Below are 16,478 nucleotides of genomic sequence, written 5' to 3'. Positions count from 1 at the left end.
GGGCATTCTGCCCCCACTCGCAAACCAAAGGTTGGAACATTGGGTTAGGGATACAGGGGAAGATCATGGCAAATAGTCTCAAAAGTGCGCAGTTCTTGATGGATAGTCGTCTGGCCGGTGCGGCCCACGGCTCGACAGAGGCCTGTTTCGAACTGGGCGTCGCCTATAGCTGCGGCACGGGGGGCATGCCGATCGACCTGGTCGAGGCGCATAAATGGTTCAACCTTGCGGCCCGTGGCGGCAGCGAAGCCGGCCAGAGCATGCGCGCCGAGATCGCCGAGGAAATGACCGCGCGCGAGATTGCCGAGGCCCAGCGCCAGGCCCGCGCCTGGATCGTCGCGACCGAAGTCCGCGCCGCCTGATCAGCCTTCCTTGCGGAAGGGCGTTCTTTCATTGAGCCACAGACGGTCGCGCTGCACTTCCTCCCGTTCGGCGTCGAGGAATCCCGCCACCGCCCGGCGAAAGCTCGCATTGGGAATATGATGCGCCGAATAGGTGGGCTGCGGCGCATAGCCGCGCGCCAGCTTGTGGCCGCCCTGCGCGCCCGCCTCGACCCGGTCGAGCCCGCGCGCGATCGCCGCATCGATCGCCTGATAATAGCATAGCTCGAAATGCAGGTTGGGCACGTCCTCGCGGCATCCCCAATAGCGGCCATAGAGCGTGTCTTCGCCGATCAGGTTCAGTGCGCCTGCAATCGCCTGTCCCTCGCGCAGCGCCAGCATCAGCAATATCTTGTCCGCCATCGTCTCGCTCAGGATCGAGAAGAAGGACCGGGTCAGATAGGGCCTGCCCCATTTGCGCGCGCCGGTATCCTGATAGAAATCCCAGAATATGTCCCAATGCGCTTCGGTCAGGTCGCTGCCGGAAAGGTGGACGATCTCCAGCCCCTCGACCGCGCGCCGCCTTTCCTTGCGGATATTCTTGCGCTTCTCGCTCGACAGCTCGGCCAGGAAATCCTCGAACCCGGCATAGCTCCTGTTGTGCCAGTGAAACTGGCTGTCCTCGCGAATCAGCCAGCCGGCTGCCTCGAACAGCGCGATCTGGTCGGGATCGACGAAGGTCGCATGCGCCGATGACAGGTCGTTGCGCTCGACCAACGTCTCGATTCCCGCGATCAGCGCCGGCCCCAGCGTCGAATCGCGCAGCAGCAATCGGGGGCCGGGCACGGGGGAGAAGGGGGCGGCGATCTGTATTTTCGGATAATATTGGCCGCCCGCCCGCTCCCAGGCATCGGCCCAGCCATGGTCGAACACATATTCGCCCTGGCTGTGGGTCTTGGCATAGAGCGGCGCGGCGGCCGCAATCGTCCCGTCCGACCCGTCGATGACGATCGGCAGCGGCTGCCATCCGGTGCCCGGCCCGACGCTTTCGGACCGCTCCAGTGCGGTCAGGAAATCCCAGCTGATGAACGGATTGGCGCTGCCGGCACAGGCATCCCACTGCGCCCTGGGCAGGTCGGCGACGCCACAGGCGATGCGCGCGACAAATTCGCTCATGCTGGTCCCTCGAAGATGATCTGGTCGACATGGGCCGCAGCGATCGCCCGCTGCGCCGCGCTGCGCACCGTCCAGCTCAACACCGGCAGCCCCCGGCGACGGGCGGCATCGGCGAAGCGGAAGGGCAAGTCACGGATATCACAGGCCAGAAAATCGGGATTGGCCAGCCAAAGTGCAAGGGTGCGGTCGAAAAGCGCGCGCAGCCGCCCCTTGTTCTGGCTGCTGCTCACCAGTCCGCGCACCATGTCCGGCCGATGTTGCGCAAACCAGCGCATCGCCAGCGGGTTGAACGACATCACCGCCACCGGCTGGTCGCGGCCGTCGAGTGCCCTTGCCACCGCAGCGCAGATCGGCGCGACATCGCGCCCCTCGACCTTTATCTCGATCAGCAGCGGCGTCGCGATACAGGCATCCAGCAGTACGGCGAGGCGCGGGATTGCGCCGCCATCGGGCAGGCGCAGCGCGTCCAGTTCTGCCGCATCGCGATCCGCCACGGCGCCCGCTTGCCCGGTCATGCGCATCAGGCTGGCGTCATGAAAGACGAAGGGCACTGCGTCGCGGCTCAGCCGGACATCGCATTCGATGCCCAGCCCTTTGGCGATGGCGGCATCGAACGCCGCCACGCCATTCTCGCTGATGCCCGCCCCATGCAGCCCGCGATGGGCGAAGGGGCGGGCGGTCAGCCAGTCGGGCCGCTTATGCAGCGGGGCGAACCTGCACGATCGCGTCGATCTCGACGGCTGCGCCCAGCGGCAGCACCGGCACGCCGACGGCGCTGCGGGCATGCTTGCCCGCTTCGCCGAACACCGCGACCATCAGTTCCGACGCGCCATTGGCGACCTTGGGCTGGTCGGTGAAGCCGGGCGCGCTGGCGATGAAGGCGCCCAGCTTGACGATCCGCTCGACCCGGTTGAGATCGCCGCCCAGCGCCGCCTTCATCTGGGCGATGAGGTTCAGGCCACAGGCACGCGCCGCCTCGACGCCATAATCGAGGTCGCGGTCCTCGCCCAGGCGGCCGGTCATCAGCTGCCCGTCCTTCAGTGCGATCTGGCCGGAAATATGCAGCAGGCCATTGACCTCGACCGCCGGCACATAGGCGGCGACCGGCGCAGCGGCGGCGGGCAGGGTGATGCCGAGTTCGGCAAGGCGGGCGTCGATGCTCATGCAATGGCTCCATTCAGGGGCGTTGAAATAGCGGGGGCCGGCCCTTCGGCCAGGCGGGCGATGATCCATTTTTCGGCGCTGGCCCAATCGTCGATCCGGGCATGGGCCTTGTCCGCGACCGGGATGTCGCCGGCGATCTCGGGCTCGCCGACCATGTGCAGCCGCCATACGCCGGGCGCATGACGCGCGACCGACGCATGATGCTCGCCCAGATCGTCGATGAAGACGGCGCAGCTCGGCTGGCGCTCGGCCAGGATATTGGCCAGCTTGCGCCCCTTGCCGCCATGGTTCCAGTGGACCGGCAGGTGCAGGCCATGGCTTGCGAGCTGTTCGATGCGCAGCTGGTGGTGGCGCTCGCCGATATTGGTCAGCACTTCGATATCGGCGATCTGTGCCAGCCGGTGCAGCGCCTCGACCGCGCCGCTGATCGGGGTCTGGCGCGCCATTTCCGTATCGAAAAAGGCGATCAGCAACTCCCACACCAGTTCGCGTTCCAGCGGGATGCCGCTGTCCTTGTGGCGCAGCGCTTCGGCAAAACCCTGTTCGCGCATGTCGAAATGCACGTCATGCGTCTCGTCCAGCCAGTGGCGGAACGGCACGACCATGTGCAGCAATACCTCGTCGCAGTCGGTGACAATCAGCGGACGGCTCATCGGTTCAGATTCTCCTTCGCGGCGATCAGGGCCGCCGGGCTGCTGTCGATCGCCTCGGCACAGGCAACCAGATCGGGTTCATGGTCGGCCAGGAAGGCCAGCACCGCGCCCAAAATCGCGCGATTGCCCACCCCGGCGCGCAGCGCATCGGCATCCAGTCCGGTCAGCGCCAGCAGCCGATCGGCCCGGCGACCATCGCTCAGCGTCCATCCCATTGCCATCAATGCCAAAATTTCGGCATCGGCGGCGCTATCCGGCTTGCCATTCTGGGTCTCGGGTCGCATGATTGGCTCTCGCGGAATGGGCGGCTATAGGCGCGCACCAAGGGGCTTCTCTGGAACGCGGGTGACTCGTGGCAAAGCGCGTGCTCGTTGTCGAGGACAACGAACTCAATCTGAAACTTTTTTGCGACCTGCTGCGCGCGCACGGGCATGACGTGCTGCCGCTGCGCGATGGCCGCGACGTGCTGGCGCAGGCGCGCGAATTCGCGCCGGACCTGGTCATTACCGACATCCATCTGCCCCATGTCAGCGGCTATGACCTGATCGTTTCGCTCAAGGGCGATGACAGCCTGTCGGCGGTGCCGATCATGGCGGTCACCGCCTATGCCGGGAAGGGCGATGAGGATCGTATCCGCGCCGCCGGCGCCGACGCCTATGTGTCCAAGCCGATTTCGGTGCTGCGGTTCGTCGAGCAGGTGAACGCGCTGCTGTAACCGGCCGGCAACAGCGTCACTTATGCGTCATCATTCGGTCGCCGCTCTGACATCATAGCGCAGTTTGCGCGTCATCCTCCTCTGTCACGTCATGCGCGCCAAGGGCGCGGCGGTCATGCCGACGCTCGGATGCACAGGGGTATTTTATCATGTCTCATCTGACCGACGAGGCGCGCGCGGCCTTCCGCGATGCGCAGCCCAAGATTGTTTCGGGCGAAGATAGCCTGGAAGCCATCGTCGCGGCCAATCCGGGCCGCCGCTCCGTCCTGAAGAACGGCCTGCTGGGCCTGTCCGTGCTGCCGATGCTGGGCGCGCTCGCCGCCTGCGACGATGATGACGACGACAGCACGCCGGCACCCACGCCGACGCCGACACCCACCCCCACGCCGACTCCGACGCCCAGCTATGGCATCAACTTCACCTCGGTCGCGATCAACACCAACGACACCGTGACCGTGCCGTCGGGCTATACCGTCGATGTGCTGCTCAAGGCCGGCGATCTGGTCGAAGCCGGCACCGCCTTTGCCAACGGCACCTTCCCGACCAGCGTCAGCCAGACCGCGGCTTGGGCCGGCGGCAATCATGACGGCATGGAATATTTCGAACTGACCGGCACCGACGCCAACAGCGGCGGCCTGCTCGCGATCAACTTCGAACTGCCCGACTATAATATCCTCTTCTCCAGCGGCAGCTATAACGCATCGACCGCCACCGCCGATCAGAAGGCGATCGCGCTCTCGGCCGTCGGCATCGCCGTAGTCGAAGTGACCAAGGGCACGGACGGCAAGTTCGCGGTCAAGGCCGGCTCGAAATATAACAAGCGCTACAGCGGCAACACCGACTATCGCGTCGGCGGCCCTGCTGCGGGCGTCCTGCCCGGCACGATCCGCGGCATGCTCAACAACTGCTCGTCGGGCCGCACCCCCTGGGGCACTTACCTCACCTGCGAGGAAACGACGAACAACTATCTCGATCCGACCCAGCCCAATACCAGCTATGGCTGGGTGGTCGAGATTGACCCGTTCCAGGAACTGGCACCCGCGACCAAGCGCACCGCGCTCGGCCGTTTCAGCCATGAAAATGTCGCCCACATGACCGACGCCAACAACCGCGTCGCCTTCTACATGGGTGACGATTCGACGCCGGGATGCGTCTACAAGTTCGTGCCGGACCGTGCCTTCAGCAGCAGCAACCGTGCCGCCAACACCGATCTGCTCGATTATGGCACCCTCTATGTCGCGCGCTTCAATGCCGACGGCACGGGCGAATGGCGTCCGCTGGTCCAGGGTCAAAATGGTCTGGTCGCGGGTGCCCAGGATCCGGGCAATGTCAGCCAGTCGACCACGCCGCCGACCCCGACGACGGTCAATTTCACCAACCAGGCCGATGTGCTGGTCAACACCCAGTCGGCCGCCCGCGTCGCCGGCGGCACGATCATGGACCGTCCGGAATGGATCACGGTTGCGCCCAACAAGCAGGCGATCTTCGTCACGCTGACCAACAATAGTGGCCGCCGCGTCACCGACGCTGCCGATCCGCGCGTGACCAACCTGCATGGCCATATCCTCAAGTTCCGCGAAAATGGCGACTCGCCGCTGGCGACCGCCTTCACCTGGGAAATCTTCCTGCTGGCAGGCAACCCCGCGCTCGCGGAGGATAATCTCAAGGGCAATATCAGCGGCGACTATTTCTCCAGCCCCGATGGCATCCGCATCGATCCCCAGGGCCGCCTGTGGGTCCAGACCGACCATAATCTGACCGGCAATGCCGGCACGCTGAACGGCGCTGCCACCAACATGACCGGCGCCTTCGGCAATAATTCGATGTATTATATCGATCAGACCAGCAAGCAGTCGAAGCGCTTCCTGGTCGGCCCTGCGGGCTGCGAGATCACCGGCATTGCCTATACGCCGGACCTCAAGAACTTCTTCATCAACATCCAGCATCCGACCGGCAACTGGCCGGTGGCGGGGCAGCAGCCGCGCTCCTCGACCATCGTGGTGCGTCGTACCGACGGCCAGCCGGTCGGCAACTGACGACATCGGGCTCCCGATCTTCGGATCGGGGGCCTAGGGGCGATCGACATTCAGATGATGACGTGACGAAAATGGTGGTTTTTCGTGACCCGGAGCGCAGCGTACTTAAAGTACGTGAGCACCGGAAGCGCGGAGAACCGCCATTTGCAGGCCGTCAGGGCTGAATGTCGATTGGCCCTAGCCGGCTCGAATGCCAACAGGAAAAGGCCCGCTCCCAACAGGGACGGGCCTTTTTCGGTGCCGAAAGATCAGGCGCGCGGGCGCGAAGCCCGCAGCGGCTTACTTGATCTTGGCTTCCTTGAACTCGACATGCTTGCGCACGACCGGGTCATACTTGCTGAAGCTCAGCTTTTCGGTCGTGGTGCGCGGGTTCTTCTTGGTGACGTAGAAGAAGCCAGTGTCAGCCGTGCTGACGAGGCGGATCTTGACAGTTGCCGGCTTGGCCATGGCTTGGTCCCTGGTCTTGAAATAGCGTAAAAAGAAAAGCGGCCCTGTCGGACCGCCCCGTTTCAGCGGTGCCCCTTGGGGCAGATTCGCCCCGATGTCAAGGCTCGCGCGCCCAATGGAGGCTGCGCAACAGGCTTTACGGCCCTTTAACCCTATGCGCGCATGCTGCCAGGCGGGGCACGGATGAAGGGAGATGGCTCCATGCGACATGATCCGAAACTGGCGATTCTGGCGGACCTGCTGCGGCGGGTCGACGGACTCGCCGCCCAGCGCGGCCATGTGTCGGTGCCGCGCCTGCATGACGAGGTCGACCAGATCCGCCATATCGCACGCGCCTTCCGCGTCGACAGCGTCGGCGACCTGGCCGCCACGCTCCAGTCGGTCCTCTCGCTCGACGGGCTCGATTCGGTCGTCCTCTCCTATCTCGACCGGATGCGGGACGCGATCGCCGACGAACTGCCGCCGCTCGACAATATTTTGCCGCCGGCCGCCGCGCCCGCTACGGTGCATCGCCTGCACGCCTGACGGGATTTGGAATGGACGCCTTGTTGATCGCCCTGCTGGGCTGCCTGTTCGGGGAAATCGGCGACAAGGGGCAGTTGCTCGTGCTGGCGCTCGCCCATCGTTACCAGCGTGACGGGGCGATCATCGCCGGCGTCGCCGTTGCCGCCATCGCCAATGCTGCCCTTTCCGCGGCAGCGGGCGCCTGGATCGGGCCGATGCTGGGCCATGACGCACGGCTGTTGTTCATGGCGCTGTCGGTCCTGTTCCTGGGCGTCGGCCTGCTCTGGCCGGTGAAGATGCCCGACACGCTCGACGACTGGCGCATCGGGCCGTTCCTCACCACTGCGCTCGGCGTTTTCATCCTGGGCTTTGGCGACGGCCCGCAATTCCTGATCCTGGGCATCGCCATCCGCACGGCCGACCCGGCGCTGGCCGCGATCGGCGGCGCGATCGGCGTGATCGCCGCCAGCGTGCCGGTGATCCTGATGCGCGACCGGTTCCTCTCCGTGCTGCCGGTGCGCGCGATTCGCCTGGTCGGCGGCGGCATCGCCATATTGGCGGGCGCAGGCATGGCGATGAGCGCGATCGGTCGGCTCTGATCGATTCCCTTCATCAGCCTGACCGATAAATTGCCCAAAGATTTCCGACTTGCGGGGGCACCTTATTGACGGACAATCATTATATGTCCGAAATCAATTCCGCCCCAACAGGAGGACAGTGCATGACCGCCCCCGATCTCAAGACGCCCACCGACCTCAAGAGCAACGCCACCAAGTCGGTCGCAGAGGCCCTGAACGGTGCCCTGGCCGACAGCTTTGCCCTCTATCTCAAGACCAAGAATTTCCACTGGCACGTCTCCGGCCCGCATTTCCGCGACTATCATCTGATGTTCGACGAGCAGGCGACCGAGATTCTGGGCGTGACCGACCTGATTGCCGAGCGCGTGCGCAAGACCGGCAACACCACGCTGCGCTCGATCGGCGACGTCGCCCGTCACCAGAGCGTGAAGGACAATGACGCCGATTTCGTCAGCCCGGCCGATATGCTCAAGGAACTGCGCGACGACAATCTGGCGCTGGTCGAAACCTTCCGCGCGGTGAAGGCCGCCGCCACCGAAGCGGGCGACAATGCGACCGAAGGCATTGTCGACGACTGGACCGACCAGGCCGAACAGCGCGCCTGGTTCCTGTTCGAAGCCGCCCGCGGCGCCTGACTCTGAAAAAGGCCTCCCGGCAAGTCACCGGGAGGCCTTTTTCCATGCGACGTCCGTTCGCTTCGAGCCTGTCGAGAAGCGTAAAGCGCTACGCCTCGTCCAACACCCCGATCGCCACGATCTCGATCGCACCGTCCTTGCCGGCAAAGTCGACCGCCTCGCCCATCTCGGCATCCATCATCGCGCGGGCCAGCGGCGCGGAAAAGCTGATCCGCCCTTCATGCGGATCGGCCTCGTCATCGCCCACGATCGCCACGGTCTTCTCCTGTTTGTTCAACCGATAGGTCACCCGCGTGCCGAACGCGACCGCTTCGCCATCCGGGGCCGGGCGCAGTTCTGCCGTCGCCAGCCGCGTGCGCCAATAGCGCAGCACCCGCTTGTGCTTCTTGGCGGCTTCCTCGTCCATCGTCGCGGTGTCGATCGCTTCCAGCGCTGCCACCTGTTCCTGCGTCAGTCGCAATCCGCGCGCCGTGACCCAATTGGGGCCGGGCGGGATCGGCAGCTCGAACTTGGGCTCCATATGCTCATCGTCGCTCTCGCGACGAAAGGCGACACTCATCTTGCCTCTCCAGAATTCCAATGATGCGGGACGACGGGCCGGAACGGCCGGTCAATCCTCGTCGAACAGGCCCGCAAGCTGTTCAACCATCGTGCCGCCCAATTGTTCGGCGTCCATGATGGTCACGGCGCGGCGATAATAGCGGGTGACGTCATGGCCGATGCCGATCGCCACCAGCTGCACCGGCGACCTGTTCTCGATCCAGTCGATCACCTGGCGCAGATGCCGTTCCAGATAGGTGCCGCTATTGACCGACAGGGTGCTGTCGTCGACCGGCGCACCGTCGGAAATCACCATCAATATGCGCCGCTCCTCGGGCCGCGCGATCAACCGCGCATGCGCCCATAGCAGCGCCTCGCCGTCGATATTCTCCTTCAGCAGCCCTTCGCGCATCATCAGGCCCAGATTCCTGCGCGCCCGGCGCCAGGGTTCGTCGGCCTTCTTGTAGATGATGTGGCGCAGGTCGTTGAGCCGTCCCGGCATCGGCGGGCGCCCGGCCGCCAGCCAGTCCTCGCGGCTCTGTCCGCCCTTCCAGGCGCGCGTGGTGAAGCCGAGGATTTCGGTCTTCACGCCGCAGCGTTCCAGCGTGCGGGCCATGATGTCGGCGCTGATCGCGGCGATGCTGATCGGCCGGCCGCGCATCGAGCCACTATTGTCGATCAACAGGGTGACGACGGTGTCGCGAAACTCGGTGTCGCGCTCGATCTTGTAGGTCAGCGACCGGGTCGGGTCGATCACGATCCGCGCCAGCCGCGCCGCGTCCAGAATCCCTTCCTCCTGGTCGAAATCCCACGATCGCAGCTGCTGCGCCATCAACCGGCGCTGCAACCGGTTGGCAAGCTTGGTGACGGCCCCCTGCAAGGACACAAGCTGCTGGTCGAGGAAACCGCGCAGACGATTCAGCTCATCCTCGTCGCACAGGTCGTCGGCGGTGACGACCTCGTCATGCTTCTGGGTGTAGGATTTATAGTCGAAGCCGGGGGGCAGGTCGGACGTCGGCCGATTGGGCCGCACCGGCATCATGCCTTCCTCGCCCATGTCGTCGGCGCCGTCTTCCGCGTCGGCGTCGAACTCCTCGCTATAGTCGGTATCGCCCTCTTCGGTCTCGCCGCCCTGATCCTCGGACCGGGCTTCGGCGTTCATGTCGCTGTCGCCCGATTCCTCCTGGCCGGAATCGCCTTCTTCCTGCTCTTCCTCCTTGTCCTCGCCCTCATCCTCGGGCTCGGGGTCGTCGGTCTCGGGCGGCACGTCAGCATCGACCAGCTGCAGATGCTCCAGCATCGCCTGGGTCAGCTTCTGGAAGGCGCGCTGATCGTCGATCGCCAGCCCCAGCGCGTCGAGATCGGTGCCCGCCTTGTCCTCGATCCACTGGTCGACCAGCTTCATCGCCGGCTGCAATTCCTCGGGCACCGCCTGGCCGGTCAGCCGCTCGCGCACCTTGAGCGCCAGCGCGGTCGACAGCGGCACCTCGTCCGCCGCCCGCGCCCGGCGGATCGGGTCGGACTTCAGGCGCATCGCCAGCGCCTCATTGAGGTTCGCGCGCACGCCATCCAGCGCCCGCGATCCGATCGCCTCGACCCGCGCCTGCTCGACCGCGTCGAACACCGCGCGCGCCACCGCTTCGCCCGGCGCCATCGCATTGTGCAGCTTGGCATTATGGTGGCGCAGCTTCAGCGCATTGGCGTCGGCAAAGCCGCGCGCCAGCGCCACCTGATCGGCAGGCAAAGCGCGGCTGGGCGTCGGCACCTTGATCGCCTTGCCCACCATATGCGGTGTGTCGGCGGTGAAGCTCACCTCCACCTCCATGTCGCGCGTCATCGCCCGCGCAGTACCGGCCAGCACATCCTTGAAGGCGTCGAGGGGGGAACGTTCGGTCACCGGCCCTCCGGATCGCGCACGCGCGGCACGGCGACGGTCTCGATCTGCGTCTCGACCTCGCTCATCAGCTTGTGGACCGGGCATTTGGCCGCGACCGCGATCAGCTTGTCATGCTGCTCGTCGCTCATCGGGCCGGTCACGGCGATGCGGGTGGTCAGCTTGTAGACGCCGGCCCGCTCCTGGCTTGCATCGCGCACCACGCCGACATGGATATTCTCGACCGGAATGCCGTTGCGCTGCGCATACCACAGCATGGTCATCGCCTTGCACGCACCCAGCGCCGAATCATACAGGTCATGCGGGTCCGGCCCGGCGTCATGGCCGTCGGGTGCCGACATGTCGGCGACGATCTCATGGCCCCGGATGCTGATCCGGTGCGCACTGCCGCCATTGGGGTCGATCCGTTCGACGACGATCATGGGTCTGCCCTTTCGTTCAAGGGGCCGTGCGAAGGTTCAGTTCGCGCGGCTCGCCACGCTCTCGGGCAGGTCCTTGCCAAAGACGCGCTGATAATATTCCGCCACCAGCGGCCGTTCCGCCTCATCGCACTTGTTGAGGAAAGAGAGGCGGAAAGCGAAGCCGACATCCTTGAAGATCAGCGCATTCTGCGCCCAGCTGATCACGGTGCGGGGCGACATCACGGTCGAGATATCGCCGTTGATGAAGCCCTGGCGGGTCAGTTCCGCCACCTTGATCATGCTCTCGACCTCCTTGCGGCCGCCCTCATGGTCGTACTCGCCCGACTTCGCCAGCACCACCTGCGCCTCGGTCGCGGCGGGCAGGTAATTCAATGCCACCACCAGATTCCAGCGGTCCATCTGGCCCTGGTTGATCTGCTGCGTGCCATGATAGAGGCCGGTCGTATCGCCCAGGCCGACCGTGTTGGCGGTCGCGAACAGGCGGAAATGCGGGTTCGGCCGGATCACGCGATTCTGGTCGAGCAGTGTCATCTTGCCGTCGGTTTCCAGCACGCGCTGGATCACGAACATCACGTCCGGGCGGCCGGCATCATATTCGTCGAACACCAAGGCGACCGGGCGCTGCAGCGACCAGGGCAGCAGGCCTTCCTTGAATTCGGTGACCTGCTGGCCGTCCTTCAGCACGATCGCGTCGCGCCCGACCAGGTCGATGCGGCTGATATGCGCGTCCAGATTGATGCGGATGCACGGCCATTTCAGGCGCGCGGCGATCTGCTCGATATGGCTCGACTTGCCGGTGCCATGATAGCCCTGCACCATGACGCGGCGGTTGAAGGCGAAACCGGCCAGGATCGCCAACGTGGTGTCCGGATCGAACACATAGGCGGGGTCAAGGTCGGGCACGCGCTCATCGGCCTGGGAAAAGGCCGGGACCTTCATGTCGATGTCGATGCCGAACATCTCGCGCACATCGACTTCGCGGTCGGGCGCCTCCATCAGCGTCTCGGAACGGGCATCGGGCTGGATGTTGGAAATGTCGGTCATGTCGTCATCATCTTCCTGCGAGTCACTCTCGCCCTAAACGATCGGGCAAGGGTGTGTCGAGACAGTGGGGGCTGGATCGCGCGGGATCAAGCGGCCCATTCGGTCAGATTGGCCTCCTGTCCGACCAGTGCCAGCCCATGGGCGATCGATGTCAACTCGCCGCCGGTGGCAATCCGGTCATGGCCGAAACGGCGGAAGAAAATGTCGCGGATCGCCGGGATTAGCGACGATCCGCCGGTCAGGAACACCCGGTCGATGCTTTCCGGGGCGACATTGGCCTTGGCCAGCGCCTTGTCGACGGTCGCCTCGATCGCGGCGATGTCGGCCGCGATCCAGCGCTCGAAATCGCCGCGCGCGACCTCTGTCTCGATTCTGATCCCGCCGCCCTCGAAGTGGAAGGTGGCGCTGTCCGCGTCCGACAGGGCCCGCTTCAGCGCGCCGACCGCATTATAGAGCGGATAGCCCAGTTCCTTCTCGATCACGGTGATCATCCGGCCGATCGCGGCGGGATCGCGCGCCGCCTTCTGCAATTTGGCCAGCTCGTCCATCGTCCGCCGGTTGCGCATCAGCGCCAGGCGCGACCAGTCGGCGAAATCGGCGAAATAGCTGCGCGGTATCTCCAGTTCCTTGCCGAAGGAGGTATAGGCGCCGCCCTTGCCCAGCATCGGCAGCACCAGTTGGTCCATGATGCGATAGTCGAACCGGTCACCGGCTAGGCCAATGCCCGCCGATCCCAGCGGCACGCAGCGCCGCGCCGCGCCCGGCGCCTCGACCCGCACCAGTGAAAAATCGCTGGTGCCGCCGCCGAAGTCCGCGACCAGGATGGTCGCCGCGCTGTCGAGCCGGCTGGCATAGCTGAACGCCGCGCCCAGCGGCTCATAGACATAATGTATCTCGCTGCCGAAGCCGGCGAACATCGCGTCATAGCGCTGCCGCGCCAGCGCCTCGTCGGGCCGCGCGCCGGCATATTCGACCGGCCGGCCGACGACGATCCGCTCGGGGCGCTTGTCCAGCGTGCCGCCGGCATGGCCGATCATCTTCCCCAGGAACATCTGCCCCAGTTCCTCGAAGCGATAGCGTTTCTCGAAGATGCTGGCGCTCTCGAAGATCGGGCTGGCCGCCACCGACTTGAAGGATTGCAGGAACCGGCTGTCCTCGGGAAATTCCAGATATTCACTGATCGCCCAGGGGCCGGCCTCATGCGCCATGCCGCCCTTCACATGGCTGTCATGCCAGAAGCACAGGGCAGACCGGAACACCGCGCCGGTCGCCTGCGCACCGGCAAATTCGACCAGCTCCGACTGGCCGGCATCGGCGATGGCGGCGACGCTGTTGGTCGTGCCGAAATCAAGGCCCAGCGCGCGGGGCTGATCCTGCATGGGGTCTCTCCGGGAAAATCGAGGGCCGGGCGCTATGGCAGCGTCATTCCCACCCGGCAAGGCCATCCTGTCCTACATCGGGGGCTGATGCTAGACCGGATAAGGCTGGGCAGGCGCGCGCAGCAAGATTTCCAACTCTTGTAACTTGATGTCAAAATAAGCGGGAAATATGCGAAGTTAAGCGAACACCGGCGCCTTGCGCAGATGGCCATAGGCCTCGATCACATTCTGCAGCTGCCCCTCCTTGGTGCGGTCGCCGCCATTATGGTCGGGATGATAGCGGCGCAGCAATTCGGTATAGCGGGTGCGCAGCGCCTTGCGGTCGGCATCGATCGGCAGGCCCATCACCGACAGCGCCTTGCGGTCCTCGGCTGACAGGAACTGGCCGTCCTGCCGCACCTGCGCATCGGCCCGCGCCTTGGCGACGCGCTCCTTGAACTTGGCGCCGATCGCGTCGAGCGGGTCCTGGAAGTCCGACCATTTGGGCGGCGGGCTGGCGGCATTGCTGGAAAAGGCACGGGTCTCCCGCTCCCAGCCGGCATAGGGGCGCTGGGCCGCGGCAATCTCCTCCGGGCTCATGCCGGTGAAGAAATTATAGCCCTGGTTGAAGGCGCGGACATGGTCCAGGCACAGCCAGCGCCATTGCGGCCCCTCGTGATGCGACCGGTGGCCATCCTGCAATGGCGCGCGAAATTCGCCCGGTTCCGGGCAACCGGGCACGGCGCAGGGGCGGTCGCTTTCCACGCGGCCGTGAAAACGGTTGAAACGACGGGTCGAGAAGGGATCGCTGCTCAAGATTGTCCTGATGGAATGGCTGGCAAAGCAGCCTATATAGGGCGCATGACCACCGACCTCAAAGGCCCTGTCGCCACCGAAATCGAGGCGCGGCTGCGCGCCGCCCTGACTCCTGCCCATCTCGCCGTCATCGACGACAGCGAAAAGCATCGCGGCCATGCCGGCCATGACGGCTCGGGCGAAAGCCATTTCACCGTGGAGATCGTCGCTGAACGGTTCGTCGGCCAGAGCCGCGTCGCCCGCCAGCGCCTGGTCAATGCCGCGCTCGCCGACTTGCTGCGCGACAAGGTCCATGCCCTCGCGATCAAGGCCCGCGCACCCGGAGAAGCCTGACCCCAACGACAGGAGCCGTCCCATGTCGAGCGACAATTTGCTGCTGCAGACGATCACGCCAACGACCCATGATCTGGGCGATTTCAAGGTGCATCGCGCGCTCCCGGCGAAGGAGCGGACCATGGTCGGCCCCTTCATCTTCTTCGACCAGGCAGGGCCGGCGCTGTTGCCGACGGGGCAGGGGGTGGACGTCCGCCCCCATCCGCATATCAACCTCGCCACCGTCACCTACATGCTGGAGGGGACGTTCCTCCACCGCGACTCGCTCGGCACGCAGCAGTTGATCGGCCCCGGCGCGGTCAATCTGATGACCGCGGGCAAGGGCATCGTCCATTCGGAACGCACCCCGCCCGCCGATCGCGGCCATGACAAAAAATTGCTGGCGATCCAGACCTGGCTCGCCTTGCCGGACCGCGACGAGGAATGCGACCCGGCTTTCGAGCATGTCGAGGGTGGCGGCCTGCCGGTGCTGGAGGATCATGCCTCCTGGGCGCGGGTCATCATGGGCACGCTCTGGGGCGAGACGGCACAGGTCTCGACCTATGCCGACACCATCTATGCCGACATCCAGCTGCGTCCCGGCGGGGCCATCCCGGTCGATGCCATCGCCGAGGAGCGGGCGCTCTATCTCTGGCAGGGATCGGCGACGCTCGATGGCGTCGAACTGGCGCCCCAGACCCTCTATGTGCTGCGCCCCGGCGTGCCCGCGACCCTGCACAGCGATCATGGCGCCAATCTGGTCCTGTGCGGCGGCGAGGCGTTCGCGACCCCGCGCCATGTCTGGTGGAATTTCGTCTCCTCGACCAAGGACCGGCTGATGCAGGCGCGCGAGGATTGGGAAGCGATGCGCTTCCCGCTGATACCGGGCGACGATCAGGAATTTATCCCGATCCCGCAGGGCCGGCCCAAGACCGTCAGCTACCCCTGACGGTCAGGCTTATTCGACGAAGGTCAGCGACAGATTCTCGGCATTCTTGGGTATGTCGATCCGGCTTTCGTTGATCGACGCTTCCTCGCCGGGCTTCAGCCGGGCCTTGTCCGCCTTGGTGGTCCAGCTGAACACCAGTCGGTTCTGCCGGTCGCGCAACTGCACCAGCACCGGCGGCACCGGCAGCGCCTGCTTGCCGCTGTTCACGATCCGCGCGCCAAAGGCGAAATATTCCTCGCCGGTCGGCAGCTTGCGTCGCTCGGCAGGCTTGGAGAGATAGAAGAGCAGGTCCGGATCGCCCTCTTCGGCGACCAGGCCCATATTCACGGCCCAGGCCGGCGGCCCGAAATAATGGAGCGCAGCGCCGGCGGCCGCGACCAGCAGGAAGAAGAGGACGGCAGCCCAGGTCAGCAGCTTGGCGCCATTGCGCCGACGCTTGGCCGGCAGCGACGGCGGCGGTGGCACCTCTTCGGCCGGCTGCGCTACGCCGGCATAAATGTCGTCGAACCGGTAATCGGGCGCGATCGCCGGCGTCGGCTCGGCCGCAGGTTCGATCGGCGGCGGGGCAGCGGCCTCCGGCTGCGCGGGTGCGACCGGTTCCGGCTCGGGCGCCGGCGTGAATCGCATCGGCGCTTCGGCGGGCGCGGCTTCCACGGGGGGCGGTGGTGGCGGTGGCGGCGGAGCGGGCGGCGGCGCAACCGGCGCGGGAGCGGCCGGTTCGGGCGCCTCTTCGCGCGGCGCGGGGGCGGGGCCTTCCTGGAACCAGCTATGCTTGCAGGCGGCGCACCGCACCTGGCGTCCGTCCGGGCCGACGGCGGTGTCGGGCACGATGTAGCGCGTCGCGCAATTGGGGCACACCAGGATCATTCTGCTTCATAGGCATGGCAGGGACTCTAGGGCAAGAGTCTGAAACAC

General features: G+C 65.4%; 21 protein-coding genes. 8 read left to right on the top strand and 13 right to left on the bottom strand.

The window, feature by feature from the left end; translation table 11 throughout:
* The first annotated feature begins 65 nt into the window (after window positions 1-65).
* Window positions 66-362, top strand: coding sequence for a sel1 repeat family protein (locus E5554_RS01555; protein WP_136185752.1), 297 nt, complete (start codon window positions 66-68; stop codon window positions 360-362).
* Here E5554_RS01555 and E5554_RS01550 read toward each other — a convergent pair whose 3' ends face one another.
* From E5554_RS01550 to E5554_RS01530, 5 genes are all read right to left on the bottom strand, one after another.
* Window positions 363-1,496, bottom strand: coding sequence for a GNAT family N-acetyltransferase (locus E5554_RS01550; protein WP_136185751.1), 1,134 nt, complete (start codon window positions 1,494-1,496; stop codon window positions 363-365).
* On the bottom strand, window positions 1,493-2,119 hold the full coding sequence (locus E5554_RS01545; RefSeq protein WP_247594345.1) for a glycerophosphodiester phosphodiesterase family protein: 627 nt from the start codon (window positions 2,117-2,119) through the stop codon (window positions 1,493-1,495). Before E5554_RS01545 ends, E5554_RS01550 begins: the two co-directional genes overlap by 4 nt.
* Window positions 2,120-2,192: 73 nt before the next feature.
* A complete protein-coding gene (locus E5554_RS01540) occupies window positions 2,193-2,660 on the bottom strand; it encodes a RidA family protein (RefSeq protein WP_136185750.1) in 468 nt (155 codons plus the stop codon).
* A complete protein-coding gene (locus tag E5554_RS01535; protein ID WP_136185749.1) occupies window positions 2,657-3,313 on the bottom strand; it encodes an HAD family hydrolase in 657 nt (218 codons plus the stop codon). Before E5554_RS01535 ends, E5554_RS01540 begins: the two co-directional genes overlap by 4 nt.
* Entirely contained in the window at window positions 3,310-3,597 is a 288-nt protein-coding gene (locus E5554_RS01530; RefSeq protein WP_136185748.1) for a DUF3572 domain-containing protein, read from the bottom strand. Before E5554_RS01530 ends, E5554_RS01535 begins: the two co-directional genes overlap by 4 nt.
* Window positions 3,598-3,665: 68 nt before the next feature.
* Here E5554_RS01530 and E5554_RS01525 point away from each other — a divergent pair, with 68 nt between their 5' ends.
* Window positions 3,666-4,028 (top strand): response regulator, encoded by a 363-nt coding sequence (locus E5554_RS01525; protein WP_004208955.1) that lies wholly within the window; start codon window positions 3,666-3,668, stop codon window positions 4,026-4,028.
* Window positions 4,029-4,177: 149 nt separating this feature from the next.
* Window positions 4,178-6,064: an alkaline phosphatase PhoX gene (locus E5554_RS01520; protein WP_010338632.1), complete on the top strand. Its 1,887-nt coding sequence runs from the start codon at window positions 4,178-4,180 to the stop codon at window positions 6,062-6,064.
* A gap of 279 nt (window positions 6,065-6,343) precedes the next feature.
* On the opposite strand, the gene rpmG is transcribed toward E5554_RS01520, so the two are convergent.
* Window positions 6,344-6,511, bottom strand: a complete 168-nt coding sequence (rpmG, locus tag E5554_RS01515) for a 50S ribosomal protein L33 (protein ID WP_004208953.1) — start codon at window positions 6,509-6,511, stop codon at window positions 6,344-6,346.
* Between the two features lie 201 nt (window positions 6,512-6,712).
* Here rpmG and E5554_RS01510 point away from each other — a divergent pair, with 201 nt between their 5' ends.
* The 3 genes from E5554_RS01510 to E5554_RS01500 all read left to right on the top strand — a co-directional run bounded on the left by E5554_RS01510 (window position 6,713) and on the right by E5554_RS01500 (window position 8,228).
* A complete protein-coding gene (locus E5554_RS01510) occupies window positions 6,713-7,036 on the top strand; it encodes a hypothetical protein (protein ID WP_004208952.1) in 324 nt (107 codons plus the stop codon).
* An 11-nt stretch (window positions 7,037-7,047) separates the two neighbouring features.
* The gene (locus E5554_RS01505; RefSeq protein WP_136185747.1) at window positions 7,048-7,614 is read left to right on the top strand and encodes a TMEM165/GDT1 family protein; all 567 of its coding nucleotides are present in this window, start codon (window positions 7,048-7,050) and stop codon (window positions 7,612-7,614) included.
* A 122-nt stretch (window positions 7,615-7,736) separates the two neighbouring features.
* Window positions 7,737-8,228, top strand: coding sequence for a DNA starvation/stationary phase protection protein (locus tag E5554_RS01500; protein ID WP_004208950.1), 492 nt, complete (start codon window positions 7,737-7,739; stop codon window positions 8,226-8,228).
* A gap of 88 nt (window positions 8,229-8,316) precedes the next feature.
* On the opposite strand, the gene E5554_RS01495 is transcribed toward E5554_RS01500, so the two are convergent.
* The 6 genes from E5554_RS01495 to E5554_RS01470 form a co-directional block, all read right to left on the bottom strand.
* Entirely contained in the window at window positions 8,317-8,787 is a 471-nt protein-coding gene (locus tag E5554_RS01495) for a GreA/GreB family elongation factor (protein WP_136185746.1), read from the bottom strand.
* A 51-nt stretch (window positions 8,788-8,838) separates the two neighbouring features.
* Window positions 8,839-10,665: a cobaltochelatase subunit CobT gene (cobT, locus tag E5554_RS01490; protein WP_004208948.1), complete on the bottom strand. Its 1,827-nt coding sequence runs from the start codon at window positions 10,663-10,665 to the stop codon at window positions 8,839-8,841.
* A complete protein-coding gene (locus E5554_RS01485) occupies window positions 10,662-11,084 on the bottom strand; it encodes an OsmC family protein (protein ID WP_097384775.1) in 423 nt (140 codons plus the stop codon). Before E5554_RS01485 ends, cobT begins: the two co-directional genes overlap by 4 nt.
* A 36-nt stretch (window positions 11,085-11,120) precedes the next feature.
* The gene (gene cobS / locus E5554_RS01480; RefSeq protein ID WP_004208944.1) at window positions 11,121-12,128 is read right to left on the bottom strand and encodes a cobaltochelatase subunit CobS; all 1,008 of its coding nucleotides are present in this window, start codon (window positions 12,126-12,128) and stop codon (window positions 11,121-11,123) included.
* A gap of 86 nt (window positions 12,129-12,214) precedes the next feature.
* Window positions 12,215-13,507 (bottom strand): Hsp70 family protein, encoded by a 1,293-nt coding sequence (locus tag E5554_RS01475; RefSeq protein WP_136185745.1) that lies wholly within the window; start codon window positions 13,505-13,507, stop codon window positions 12,215-12,217.
* 177 nt (window positions 13,508-13,684) lie between these two features.
* Window positions 13,685-14,302 carry a J domain-containing protein gene (locus tag E5554_RS01470; protein ID WP_136185744.1) on the bottom strand — a complete coding sequence of 206 codons (618 nt, stop codon included), beginning with the start codon at window positions 14,300-14,302 and terminating at the stop codon, window positions 13,685-13,687.
* 45 nt (window positions 14,303-14,347) lie between these two features.
* Between E5554_RS01470 and E5554_RS01465 the strand changes: the two genes are divergently transcribed.
* Together E5554_RS01465 and E5554_RS01460 are read left to right on the top strand one after the other, a co-directional pair.
* Window positions 14,348-14,635 (top strand): BolA family protein, encoded by a 288-nt coding sequence (locus tag E5554_RS01465; RefSeq protein WP_004208941.1) that lies wholly within the window; start codon window positions 14,348-14,350, stop codon window positions 14,633-14,635.
* Window positions 14,636-14,657: 22 nt separating this feature from the next.
* Window positions 14,658-15,563: a pirin family protein gene (locus E5554_RS01460; protein ID WP_136185743.1), complete on the top strand. Its 906-nt coding sequence runs from the start codon at window positions 14,658-14,660 to the stop codon at window positions 15,561-15,563.
* Window positions 15,564-15,572: 9 nt separating this feature from the next.
* On the opposite strand, the gene E5554_RS01455 is transcribed toward E5554_RS01460, so the two are convergent.
* Window positions 15,573-16,430: an MJ0042-type zinc finger domain-containing protein gene (locus E5554_RS01455; protein ID WP_136185742.1), complete on the bottom strand. Its 858-nt coding sequence runs from the start codon at window positions 16,428-16,430 to the stop codon at window positions 15,573-15,575.
* Between the last annotated feature and the right edge of the window lie 48 nt (window positions 16,431-16,478).

It is taken from the genome of Sphingobium sp. PAMC28499 (assembly GCF_004795815.1).
Classification (GTDB): domain Bacteria; phylum Pseudomonadota; class Alphaproteobacteria; order Sphingomonadales; family Sphingomonadaceae; genus Sphingobium; species Sphingobium yanoikuyae.
Note: the sequence above shows the minus strand (reverse complement) of the source record. Positions and strands in the feature narration are given on the sequence as shown.